9 protein-coding genes are annotated in these 12,508 nt (G+C 63.2%); 5 read left to right on the top strand and 4 right to left on the bottom strand.

The window, feature by feature from the left end; all coding sequences use genetic code 11:
• The first annotated feature begins 349 nt into the window (after positions 1-349).
• The 4 genes from N6C22_RS18765 to N6C22_RS18750 all read left to right on the top strand — a co-directional run bounded on the left by N6C22_RS18765 (position 350) and on the right by N6C22_RS18750 (position 4,374).
• Positions 350-1,117 carry an IclR family transcriptional regulator gene (locus N6C22_RS18765; protein WP_261652728.1) on the top strand — a complete coding sequence of 256 codons (768 nt, stop codon included), beginning with the start codon at positions 350-352 and terminating at the stop codon, positions 1,115-1,117.
• 177 nt (positions 1,118-1,294) lie between these two features.
• Positions 1,295-2,356: a thiamine pyrophosphate-dependent dehydrogenase E1 component subunit alpha gene (locus N6C22_RS18760; protein ID WP_369684453.1), complete on the top strand. Its 1,062-nt coding sequence runs from the start codon at positions 1,295-1,297 to the stop codon at positions 2,354-2,356.
• Positions 2,353-3,357, top strand: coding sequence for an alpha-ketoacid dehydrogenase subunit beta (locus N6C22_RS18755; RefSeq protein WP_261652726.1), 1,005 nt, complete (start codon positions 2,353-2,355; stop codon positions 3,355-3,357). The genes N6C22_RS18760 and N6C22_RS18755 overlap by 4 nt, the downstream gene beginning before the upstream one ends.
• A gap of 6 nt (positions 3,358-3,363) precedes the next feature.
• A complete protein-coding gene (locus N6C22_RS18750) occupies positions 3,364-4,374 on the top strand; it encodes an NAD(+)/NADH kinase (protein WP_261652725.1) in 1,011 nt (336 codons plus the stop codon).
• Positions 4,375-4,499: 125 nt separating this feature from the next.
• Here N6C22_RS18750 and N6C22_RS18745 read toward each other — a convergent pair whose 3' ends face one another.
• Both N6C22_RS18745 and N6C22_RS18740 read right to left on the bottom strand, forming a co-directional pair.
• Positions 4,500-5,825 (bottom strand): E3 binding domain-containing protein, encoded by a 1,326-nt coding sequence (locus N6C22_RS18745; RefSeq protein ID WP_261652724.1) that lies wholly within the window; start codon positions 5,823-5,825, stop codon positions 4,500-4,502.
• A gap of 142 nt (positions 5,826-5,967) precedes the next feature.
• Positions 5,968-6,930: an alpha/beta hydrolase gene (locus N6C22_RS18740; RefSeq protein WP_261652723.1), complete on the bottom strand. Its 963-nt coding sequence runs from the start codon at positions 6,928-6,930 to the stop codon at positions 5,968-5,970.
• A gap of 103 nt (positions 6,931-7,033) precedes the next feature.
• On the opposite strand from N6C22_RS18740, the gene lpdA reads away from it, so the two are divergent.
• Positions 7,034-8,452 carry a dihydrolipoyl dehydrogenase gene (lpdA, locus tag N6C22_RS18735; protein WP_261652722.1) on the top strand — a complete coding sequence of 473 codons (1,419 nt, stop codon included), beginning with the start codon at positions 7,034-7,036 and terminating at the stop codon, positions 8,450-8,452.
• Positions 8,453-8,491: 39 nt separating this feature from the next.
• On the opposite strand, the gene N6C22_RS18730 is transcribed toward lpdA, so the two are convergent.
• A complete protein-coding gene (locus N6C22_RS18730) occupies positions 8,492-9,412 on the bottom strand; it encodes an NAD(P)-dependent oxidoreductase (RefSeq protein ID WP_261652721.1) in 921 nt (306 codons plus the stop codon).
• A gap of 681 nt (positions 9,413-10,093) precedes the next feature.
• Positions 10,094-12,433 (bottom strand): amino acid permease, encoded by a 2,340-nt coding sequence (locus tag N6C22_RS18725; protein ID WP_261652720.1) that lies wholly within the window; start codon positions 12,431-12,433, stop codon positions 10,094-10,096.
• Positions 12,434-12,508: the final 75 nt, after the last annotated feature.

Genomic DNA, 12,508 nt, shown 5'->3' with positions numbered 1-12,508 from the left:
CATATATTTTTGTAACACACTGTCGCGTTCCTTTGCACAGGGGAGGAAATGACACGTCGCAGTCCACCGACAAACGGCTGGGACTCGACGAATCGGTGGTCAACACACGGTTGCAGTGGAGTGGAACATGTAATTCGAGATAATCGGAATCACCACCAAACACTATGGCACAATTGTCCATGATAATAATACCCACAGTGGGGTCATTCCGACTATCTCGAAAACTCGACTGGAACCGACAGCCACCCGCGTCCCCAGGCGAGTACCATCGAGGTCAGAAGTTCAGACTCGACCTGCCAATTTCGATATAACCGGAACAATGATGTTGATTGCTGCGGATGTACCTGATATGCCTTCGAAGCCTCTCAAGTCGCTCGTTCGTGCGAATCGGATACTGGAGAGACTCGTAGAGATGAAGACGGCATCCGTCCGGGAGCTGGCCGATGAGTTCGACATGCCACTCAGTACGATGTACGAGTACATCAACACCCTCGAGACGCTCAACCACATCACGAAACAGGCTGACGGTCGCTACCGTGTGGCGACCTCCTTCCTCGAGGTGGGCAATCGCGTGCGCCGAGACAACGAGATATACCGGACTGCGGAACCCGAGCTTCGACGGCTGGCAGAGGAGACGGGCGAGTTCGCGGGGCTGATGATCGAAGAGAACAACCTCGGTGTGTTGCTGTCGATGAAGAAGGGAGAGAAGGTGAAGCGGCTCCAGGTCAGCCGGACCTATCCCGGGGTCAAGTCCCGCCTACACACCACCGCCTACGGGAAGGCGATCCTCTCGCAGTTACCGGACGAGGAGATCCGGGCCATCATCGAACAGTACGGACTCTACCCGAAGACGGAGAACACCATCACGGACGTCGAGTCCCTGCTCGACGAGATGGAGCTGGTTCGCCAGCGCGGGTACGCGTTCGACGACGAGGAATGCTTCGACGGGATGCGCGGAATCGGTGTCCCGATAACGAGTCAGTCGGACGATATGCACGCTGGAATCGCGGTGTATGGCCCGCCGAACCGCCTCGACGACGAGGTGTTCTTCGAGGAGTACCCCAGCGTCGTCCAGGAGTACGCGAACATCATCCGCGGGAACCGGGAGTATTCGTGATACATCGACGACACGGCCTGCCAGGCGGTTTTCCCCAGGGGAAACGACCGTAGTGGGCTGGAAATCGGGCTTACAGCGATCTCCGTGTTCGTTTTGTCCACGCCTGTGACCTGAGGAAGAGATACCACTTAGTGATAATATGGTGTAATCACTAGTTTTAAGCCGGTGTTTACTGTCATGATAAGACGTAGCATGGCAAATTATAATTTAGATACACCCGAGGGAAGAGTAGAGGCCCTGCGCCGGATGCTGACCATCAGAGAGTTCGACACCAAGGCGGGACAGTACTTCGCCGACGGTGAGATTCCAGGCTTCGTCCACCTCTATATCGGTGAGGAGGCGGTGGGGGTCGGGACCTGTGGCGCGCTCGAACCGGACGACTACATCACCAGCACACACCGAGGCCACGGACATTGTATCGCGAAGGGGCTGGACCCCAAGCTGATGATGGCCGAACTGTTCGGCAAGGAGAGCGGCTACTGCAAGGGCAAGGGTGGCTCGATGCACATCGCCGACGTCGATGCGGGGATGCTCGGCGCGAACGGTATCGTCGGTGCCGGACCGCCGCTGGCAACGGGTGCCGCGCTCTCAATCGACTACCAGGACCGCGACCAGGTCGCGCTGGCCTTCTTCGGTGACGGTGCGACCGCGCAGGGACAGGTTCACGAGGCCATGAACATGGCCGCGACCTGGGACCTGCCCGCTATCTTCCTCATCGAGAACAACCAGTACGGTGAGGCGACTCCGGTCGAGAAGCAGCACAACGTGAACAACCTCAGCGACACCGCACAGGCATACGACATCCCCGGAATCACCGTCGACGGGATGGACGTGACGGCCGTGTACGAGGCCGTCACCGAGGCACGAAAACGAGCCCGAGCGGGTGACGGACCGACACTCATCGAAGCAGAGACGTACCGATACCACGGTCACTACGAGGGCGACGAACAGAACTACCGGACGGACGAAGAGCTCCAGCAGTGGAAGGAGCGAGACGCGATAGACTCGTTCAAGCAGCGACTCATCGACCGCGACGAACTCAGCGAAGGCGAGTTCGAAGACCTCGAGGCGAACGTCGAAGCGACAATCGCCGATGCCATCGAGTTCGCACAGGAGTCCGACCTGCCCGAGCCCGAAGACGCGTACGACGACATGTTCAAAGAGCCAGTACCCGAGATAGAGAAGTTCGCAGAGCGACTCCGCACCGATGGCGGGGCTAACGGAGGTGAGTCGCGATGAGCGTCCAGTCGGAACTCGACGGGATGGAGACGGAACGGATGACGGTCCGCGAATCCATCCGTCTGGCGCTCCGGGAGGAGATGCGTCGCGACGAGGACGTCTACGTCATGGGCGAAGACGTCGGTGACTTCGGCGGCGTCCTGGAGGTCACCGGCGACCTCATCGAGGAGTTCGGTGAGGAGCGACTTCGAGACACACCCATCGCCGAAGCCGGGTTCACCGGGGCGGCGACCGGTGCCGCGGCGACCGGGACCCGACCCGTCGTCGAGCTCATGTTCTCGGACTTCATGGGCGTCTCGATGGAACAGATCATGAACCAGATGGCGAAGATGCGCTACATGTTCGGCGGGAAGACCGAGATGCCCGTCACCGTACGCACCACCGAGGGTGGTGGGATGGGTGCCGCAAGCCAGCACTCCGGGACGGTCCACGCCTGGATCGCCCACTTCCCCGGTCTGAAGGCGGTCGCACCCGGTACGCCCGCCTCCGCCAAGGGGCTGACCAAGGCCGCGATCAGGTCTGACGACCCCGTCTTCGTCTTCGAGAACAAGATGATCTACGAGCAGAAGGGCGAGGTCCCGGTCGACGACGACTACGTCGTCCCGATCGGTGAAGCAGCCGTCGAACGTGAAGGCGAGGACGTCACCGTCGTGGCGACGCAACGACTCGTCGGCGAGTCGCTGCAGGTCGCCGAGCGCCTAGAAGGTGACGTGAGCGTCGAGGTCATCGACCCACGCTCGCTGTACCCGCTCGACACCGACACCATCGTCGAGAGCCTCCAGAAGACCGGCCGGATGGTCGTCGCCGACGAGAGCCCGCTCTCGTACGGTATCCACGCCGAGGTCGTCGCCCGAGCACAGGAAGAGGCGTTCTTCAGCCTCGACGCACCGATCCAGCGCGTCGGGACCCCCGACACGCACATGCCGTTCAGCACGCCGCTCGAACAGGAGGTCCTGCCGGACGGTGACCAGGTCGAGAACGCCATCAATCGGATAACGTGAGCTGACGTGGCTCACGTTGGACTTATCGTCAACCCGTCCGCAGGCCGCGACATCCGTCGCCTCACCGGCGGCGCGAGCGTCGTCGACAACTACGCGAAGCGCCGGGTCGCCGAGTGCGTGCTGAACGGAGCGACCCTCATCGACGAGACACCCAGCGTGGAGATAATGCCCGAGAAGGTCGGCATCGCCTCCTACGCCATCGACGAGGCACCACCGGAGATGGACGTCGAGCTGGTGGATATGACCATCCAGGAGACGGCCGCGGACACGCGACGAGCTGCGGCCCACTTCCGGGAGACCGCCGACGTCGTCGTCGTCCTGGGCGGTGACGGGACGACCCGGGACGCAGCGCTGGAACTCGGCGACGTTCCACTCCTCTCCGTCTCGACGGGGACCAACAACGTCGTTCCGACGCCCGTGGATGGGACCGTCGCCGGTGCAGCAGCGACCGTCATCGCGAACGGCGTGGTCGACGCCGATGCCGTCACCTACCGTCACGGACGAATCGACGTCGAGGTGGATGACGTCTCCGGCCAGAAATCGATGGCCGGGCTGGCGACGGTCGGCATCACCGACCGATCCTTCATCGGAACGAGGGCCGTCATCGACCCGTCCGACCTGCTCGGTGGTGTCGTGACTCGGGCACACCCCGCCGAGATCGGGCTCACGAGCGTCGCGGGCTGTGTCGAGCCCCTGGCCCCCGATGCACCGGGCGGCGTCTCACTCAGCCTCTGTGACCCCGCCCAGGCGGAACGGTCGGTCCGTGCCGTCCTCGCGCCGGGAATGACGACGACCGTCGGGCTCGAAGCGCACGAACCGCTCGGATGGGGCGAATCAAAGACCGTCGAAGGGACCGACTGCGTCATCGGTGCCGATGGCGAGCGCGAGCTCGAACTCACCGATGCGACCGTCACGATGACACCCACTGCCGACGGGCCGCGTCTCGTGGACGTCGATGCCGCGCTCAAGGCCGCCCCCGAGGGCGGTGCATTGCTCCGGGGCAGTCTCTCGCGGTAATCGGTTACCCGACTGTCATCCGTTTCTCTCGAATTCACTGTCGCCTTCCTCGTCAAAGACGAGCATCGCTCGAGAAGCGAGAGGCTGGAAGCGCAGCTGCCAGAAAAGCGTGACCGCCAGTTCGGTTATTCCTTGCCGCGATACGACCCGAGCACCAGTTCGGATGCCTGCTCCGCCTGTTCGAAGAAGCTGTCCACGAACGCTTCAGCTTCGGCGTCGCCGATGGCGCACGTGTCGTACGTCAGATCGACGGTGACCAGCGGTTGCAGTTCGACGCCGTCACCGTTCGGAACGGCCCGCTGCCCGGACGGGTCGATCTCCAGTGCGGCCACACCCGGGCTGTTGATGAGTGGTCCATCCGGGTCTTCTCCTGCCGTGTTCGAGAGCGTGAACGAGGCCGTCTCGTCGTCCTCGTCGTCGCCGAGTGACTCCCGTGCCTCGACGATCTCGGTCAGTGATTTCTCGTCGACGCCAGCGATCACGCCCGACGCCAGGTCGTCATCGGCGTCGGACACGAGCTCGATATCCTGCTGCGTTTGCAGCTGATGCGTCGACTCCGCGTAGGTACCGTTCAACACGGGCGTCTCCTCGAGTGCGGCCGAGGCGACGAGGAGCAACACGTCGGTGGTCGTGACGCGCTCCTCGAACGCTGACCGAACCGCTTCCGTGGTCTCGAGGAGGGCTTCCCCGGCCTCGGGGTTTGCCACAGCAGAGAGTCTCTCGTAGCGGTACACTTCGGACTGTCCGCCGGTGGTTCGGTGAACCCCACCGCTCGAACCCGACTGTGCGGCGTCAGCTGCCGCCTCGACGTCGTCGGCAGTAATCGAGCCCATCGGCCCGGTCCCCTCGACCGTCGTGAGGTCCACACCGAGTTCTTCCGCCTGCTTCTTCGCCCGTGGCGATGCCTTGACCGGCTCGGAGCTCGAATCCTGCCCGTCGGACTCGCTGGCTGCTGCCTCGACGTCGTCGGCCGTGATCGAACCCATCGGCCCGGTCCCCTCGACCGTCGTGAGGTCCACGCCGAGTTCCTCTGCCTGCTTCTTCGCCCGCGGCGACGCCTTCACGTCGTCCCCTGCTGCGCCAGAATCGGACGCCGTGGATTCGGTGTCGGCAGCCGAGTCGGTGTCTGTCGTCTCTGCTGCCGCGTCGTCGTCCTGACTGTCGTCGACGGCCGCACCCGCGTCGCCGAGTTCGGCTTCGACCTCGGCCTCGAGGTCGGATATCTCGGCATCGGAAGCCGCGAGGATACCGATCGGCTTACCCGGGGGGATGGACTCCCCCTCCTCGAGGTAGATCCGTCGAAGTTCTCCGTCTTCGCGGGCTTCGACCTCCCCGATGCTCTTCTCTGACTCGACCTCTGCGATCACGTCGCCTTCGGACACCGCCTCACCGGGCTCGAAGAACCACTCCAGGATGATGCCCTGCTCCATCTCGAGCCCAAGCTTTGGCATTTTAACGATAATTGCCATTATATATACCTCATCAACGGCATCCTACAAAAGCGTGTTTACTGTGGCAACCGTTCACTCGGACTTCGATTCGGGAGACAGTGGGGCTGTCCGTCGCGGTCAGACCGCCACAGGGGCGGTGTGGTCACGACGTGACCGGGGGAGCTTCCTGGAGTTCGCTGCGAACCATCTCGCCGATCTCTTCGATACCCTCGCGTGCGCGGTCGAGTTCGGGGTCGGAGAGCATCGTCAGGAACCCGTGTATCATGTCGCCATAGTGAATGTGATGCGTGTCCACGCCGTCTTCGGACAGACGAGTCGCGAGTGCCTGCCCGTCGTCGCGAAGCGGGTCGAACCCACAGGTCAGCACGAGCGACGGGGGGAGGCCGGCGAGCGACTCCGTCTGGAGGGGGGAGACGTACGCGTGCTCGGCGTCCAGTTCGCTCCGGAGGTAGCCGTTCCAGAACCGCTCCATGTCCTTTCGCGTGAGGAAGTATCCCTGTGCGTTCTCCTCGTAGGAGTCCGTATCGAACGCATGGTTCGTGGCCGGATAGGCGAGCACCTGGTACGATATCTCCGGACCATCCCTGTCGCGAGAGAGAAGCCCGACGCCGACCGCCAGGTTCCCACCTGCACTGTCTCCCATGGTCGCCAGCGAGCCGGGCACAGCACCGATCGATTCGGCGTTGTTAGCGACCCAGCAGGTCGCAGCGTAGCAGTCCTCGAGTCCAGCCGGGAACCGGTGTTCTGGTGCGAGTCGGTAGTCGACGGCGACGACGAGGCACTCCGTCGCGTTCGCGACCGCCCGACACAGCGCGTCGTGCGTGTCGAGGTCACCGAGCATCCATCCGCCCCCGTGGAAGAATACGAGCGCCGGGAGCGCTCGGTCCTCGATGGGTCGATACAGTCGAATCGGGACGTCGCCTGCCGGACCCGGAATCGTCCGGTCCGTGACCGACGCGACGTCGTCCGGGGGCTCACTTGGCACGCTGAGGTCACGGTACGTCTGGCGAGCGTCGTCGAGGGAGAGCCGATACAGCGGTGGGAGACCCTGTTTGGACAGCCCGTGTAGATACTCCTCGACCTGCGAGTGAAGTGTTGATGACATTCCTCCTTTTGGGATATGCGAATCAAGCAGTATAACTGTACCCCCTCAGGCAGGGGGGTATATTAGGCAGGACACTGTAGCATCCGGTATCAGGTAGCAATAGATGGCTGCAGATTCACTCCCAACAGAGACGGAGGTACTGGTTATCGGTGCTGGCCCTGGTGGGTACGTCGCCGCGATCCGGGCGGCGCAATCAGGTCTCGACGTGACGCTCGTCGAGAAGGATGCATACGGTGGGACCTGTCTCAACGTCGGTTGCATCCCCTCGAAAGCGCTCATCACGGCGACCGACATCGCCCACGAGGCCAGCGAAGCGGAGACCATGGGAATCAGCGCCGACATCGACGTGGACTTCGGTCGCATGACCGAGTGGAAAGACGGTGTCGTGGACCGACTCACCGGCGGTGTCGAGAAGCTATGCAAGGGCAACGGCGTCACCCTCCTCGATGGTGTCGCCTCGTTCACGGGCGAGAACGAGGTCGAGATCACCAGCGACGGAACCAGACAGGGCGTACTCGCGTTCGAGCACGCTATCGTAGCAACGGGCTCGCGCCCCATCCAACTTCCCGGGTTCTCCTTCGACGGCCAGCGGATACTCTCGTCGACACATGCGCTGGCACTCGACTCCCTGCCCGACCAGCTCGTCGTCATCGGCGCTGGCTACATCGGGATGGAACTCTCGACGGTGTTCGCCAAACTGGGAGTCGACGTGACGGTGGTCGAGATGCTGGACCAGGTGCTCCCCGGCTACGAACGGGACGTCGCCCGCGTCGTCCGGCGTCGTGGAGAGAAACTGGGTATCGACTTCCGCTTCGGGGAGCAGGCCGCGAGTTGGAAGCCGACCACGACTGGTGTGCGTGTCAGTACCCGGAACGAGGACGACGAACGGTTCGAATACGACGGCGACCACGTCGTCGTGGCTGTCGGCCGTGAGCCGGTCACGGACACGCTGAACCTCTCGGCTGCAGCCATCGAGACCGACGACAGCGGCTTCGTCTGGACCGACGAACAGACCCGAACCAGTACAGCCAACATCTTCGCTGTCGGGGACGTCGCCGGCGAACCGATGCTCGCACACAAGGCGAGTAAAGAAGGTGAGATTGCAGCAGAGGTGGTCGCTGGGACTTCCGAGACCATCGATCCCCGGGCGATTCCGGCTGCTGTCTTCACCGACCCAGAGATTGCGACGGTCGGGATGACCGAGGCCGAGGCCGAGGAAGCTGGCCTCGAGCCCATCGTCGGGGAGATGCCGATGCGCGCGTCTGGCCGGGCACTCACGCTCGGTGAGACCGATGGCTTCGTTCGGGTCGTCGCGAACGGGACAACCGGAACGATACTCGGCGCGCAGCTGGTCTGTCCGGACGCCTCGGAACTGGTCGCAGAGTTCGCGCTGGCCGTCGAAACCGAGGCGACCCTCACAGAGGTCGCGTCGACGGTCCACACCCATCCGACCCTCACCGAGGCCGTGATGGAAGCGGCTGCAAACGCCCACGGTGCAGCCGTCCATACCCTCAACCGGTGACCGGACCGGAGCGGCCGACGCGAGCCTCTCGTTGCCCGGTCAGATGAAGGATGGACCGTCCACCGTCTCGGACTCGGCTTCTCGCCAGGTGTGCTCGGGTTCCCAGCCGAGTTCGTCGAACGCCTTCTGCGTGGTGAACGCACAGGATTCTCCGGAGAGCCCGGACAGGTCGGGCGCCGTCCCGTCACTGAGAGCCGCGATCAGTCGGGCGGTTTCGACGCCCATGTAATTCTCTGCGGCGTGACAGAGGTACGGTTCGTGCCCGTCGAAGTCAGCCTCGACAGCTCTCACGCACAGTTCGACGAGGTCCCGGACGTCGATGTACGACCAGAAGTTCCCACTCCCGGGCGGTTTGGTCCCGGCTTCTATCTCGTCGACGGCGACTTCCCGACGGATGTTGCTCACCTCGTACTCGCCTGGATACTGCACCCACGACGGGCGGATGGACGCCACCTGGACACCGAACCGGCGGGTGACCATCTCGGCGACCGACTCACCGGCGACCTTCGAGACACCGTACGGGTCTTCGGGTCGCATGGGGTGTGATTCGTCGATGGGGAGGTACTCCGGGAGAAGGAGCGACTCCGAGAAGGGGAACCCGTAAGCGGACTCGCTGGAGGCCCAGACGATATCGCTCCCGAGTCGACCGGCGGCGAAGAGGACGTTGTACGCCGAGAGGATGTTGTTCGAGAACACGCGCGTCCCGGCGTGTGCGGTCGGGTCCGGAATCGCTGCGAGGTGGATGACGGCCTCCGGGTCGAACGCGTGGAGGATGTCGAACGTCTCTCCCGCGTCGGTGAGGTCTGCCGAGAAGAACCGGACGTTCTCGACGTGTTGCTCCGGTGTGTGCGTGTCGATAGCGAGGACGTCGTATCCATCGTCTGCCAGTCGGTCGACGACCCAGCTGCCGACGCCGCCCAGCCCGCCCGTCACCGCGATTCGCGTTGGGTGTTCGCTCATGCGTGTACCGTCCAGTGGGCTTCCCTTCAACATACGGAAACAAGCAACGAGGGTCTAGAGATTCGGTGGCCAGCACGGTCGATGTCGTGGCCACCAGATGGAGGCGTGGAGGGAGTAGTTGGCGCACTGAGGCAACAATTCCGAGAGCCACATCATTCACCATTTGAATTTCATATACCCAGAACTCAAGTTCAGCAAACATAATGAACGAAGGAACGGTGCTGGTTGGGGTGCAACTATCAGGTCGAGACGGTCTTGACACGACACCACAGCCATGCCGAAACGAAAGTACTGATTTGTGAATTACGTTACTCCGATGAAGCACCCTACACGCAGTGTTGAAGGCCTGAAAACTAATTTTGATATTATCTAGAAACTGAAGAAATATTTGTTTCGTTGGGCAGACCTCATCTCGAGCCACAGAGTTCCCGACGATGGCCAATTCAACCTCCGGATCGATGGTTCAATACGGAGACCACAAACCACCTCATATCGCTTCAGCGAATAGAATCGAAATCAGATATTTATGCGCCATAGATTCCCCAACGATGTACGCATCGAGCCGCTGCTGATGGCGGGGGAAATCTGCTTCGCCCCCACGAACCCCTCCCGTACTACCTTCGGTTCGAACAAAATTGGGGCCGCCAACGTTTGACCTCACGTGGCCCTGGAAACGCGACCCTACTTGGCCTTCTTCGGCCGCTCAGCAACCCGACGGACGTCTCGTCGCCCGCCGACGTGACGGCGAAGATAGCGGTAGACCGGGAACACGTACTCCTCGAGGCGTCCCGAGAGACCGCTGGTACTCGCGTGAATGACCACGGGCACGTTCGCGTCCCTGGCGTACTCGATGGTCTGGTCAGGGGTGCTACCGAACACCCAGCGGCGGAGCCGACGGTCGCGGGTCGCACCGATGAAGAGGACGCCCCCGTTTCCGACCGCTGCGGCCACCAGCCCGTCCGCGACGGTGTCCGCAGAGACGTTGTGGACCTGGACGGATTCGATACCAGAGAGCGCGGCGAGCGTCTCCTCGACAGGCTCCGGCGTTCCGCCCGACTGCGGGATGACACTGATGACGTGGATCTCGGACCCGGCCATCCCGAGCCGGTTCACGAACGGCAACAGCGCGAGGTGGTGCGGGCCGCCGCCGGCACCGATGTTGACGACCGAGAGGTCGTCCATCGCCTCGACGTTGTTCGTGAAGAACACGCCACAGGGGGCCTGGTATTCGACCGTCTCGGTGATGTTCGGATGGTCTTCCGGGTAGCCCATCAGTATCTCGTCTACCCCGTCGTCCCGGGCCGTCTGGAGGATGTCGAACGCCACATCCCGACAGATGTGCCCCTCGACCGTGTACTCGACATCGAGGGCGGCCGATTCGAGGAGGTCGGTGATCTGGTCGGTCGAATCGCGAGCCGCCTCGCGGACCATCTCGTTGGGAGTCTGGTCGGGGATATGCGTGACGTGCAGGACCTGGACCAGCGGGTTGGCGTCCCGCGCCTGGGCCAGGGCTCCCGCGAGTCGGACGTACGAGACGGCACGGTCGGGCCGCGCGACCGGGACGAGAATCCGGTAGCGGTCTCCCTCCGGTGCCGCGGCTTCTTCCGCCGGCACTGCCGCCGTCCGTTCCCGGGTCGGCTCGCGGGACGGGACGACCTCCTCGACGAGTTCCTCGACGTGCGGCGCGCCACCCCAGACGAGGTATGCGGCGACCAGTGCGAGGGTGAAGCCGATGCCTACGATGACGCCGACGGCAGGGAGGTTCCAGATGAGCGCGAGGTTCGCGAGGATACCGACGACCGGGAGAATCGGGACGAGGGGCATCCGGAACCCGCGTTCGAGGCTCGGGAAGTTCCGCCGCGAGTAGATCAACGTGGCGTTCACCACCGCGAGTGGAACGAGCAGGTTGAACGTGGCGAACCCGGTGAGGGGTTCGAGGCCGAGGAAGTGCGTGCCGAACAGCCCGTGCTCCGAGAAGAGCGTGATGAAGACGAAGATGAGCACGGTGATGGTCGCCGTGGCGGTCAGCACGCTCCAGGACGGGGTCCGGTACTCCCTGTGGATGCGGGCGAACCGACGTGGCGCGTGGCCCTGGCGCCCCATCAATGACCCGATACCGCTGGCTGCGAGGATGGAGGCGTTCGACGCACTCACCATCGAGAACACCGCCCCGAGGACGATGAGGATCTGTCCCCACGGCCCGAGGAAGGACGCGGCAACGGTGCCCATCGCGGTCTCTCCCTGTGCAAGTACTTCGGGCGGAACGGGCGCGTTCACCATCGCGACGATGACGAGCGCATACAGGATGGTCACGGTGATCATGCTCGCCGCGATGGCCCGCGGGACGGTCTTCCGTGGCTCGATGATCTCACCCGCGCTGGCCGCGATGGCGGAGAACCCGAAGAACGTGATGAACGCGAGCGCAGCGACCGAGGCGATACCGACTGGCGCGACCTGCACGTTGTCGACGAACGTGGCCGTTGCGGGACCCGGCCCGGCGAAGGCTATCGCGCCCGCGATGAACACGAGGAGGACGACGACCTTCGCGGCCGTGACGAGGAGCTGGAAGACGCCCGACTCTTCCGTCCCTCGAGCGTTGAGCACACCCAGCAGAATCGCAGCGAGAATTCCGATGCTTCCATGCGGCAGGACGGACAGTGACTCCGGAAGGATGAACCGGAAGAACCACTCGTCCATCGTCGCCAGGTAGAACGCCGTCGTCCCGGTGTACCCCAGGAAGAGCGACATCCCGACCGCGTATTTCAACCGGTCTCGCCCCTCGAACGTCTCCGAGACGAAGAGGTAGCCACCCCCGTTCTCGGAGTAGACCGACGCGAACTCCGAGTAGGCAGCCGCGGTGATGCTGGCGACGACTGCGGCAAGCACGAACGCCAGGACCGCACTCGACCCGATTCGGAAGACCGCCGTCCCCGAGAGCGAGAAGATACCCGCTGCGATCATGGTCCCCAGCCCGATGGCAAAGGCGATCTTGAAATCGAGGGTCCGGGTGTGCTCTACCATACGTATACTATCGCCAGTCAGCCGTATAAAACGAGACGCGGATGTTCCCAGCTTTCGCGGGGAGAGGTTTCGGTG

It is taken from the genome of Haloarchaeobius sp. HME9146 (assembly GCF_025399835.1).
In the GTDB taxonomy this organism is placed as follows: domain Archaea; phylum Halobacteriota; class Halobacteria; order Halobacteriales; family Natrialbaceae; genus Haloarchaeobius.
The sequence above is the reverse complement of the archived record's forward strand: the minus strand, read 5'-3'. Positions and strand labels throughout refer to the sequence as shown.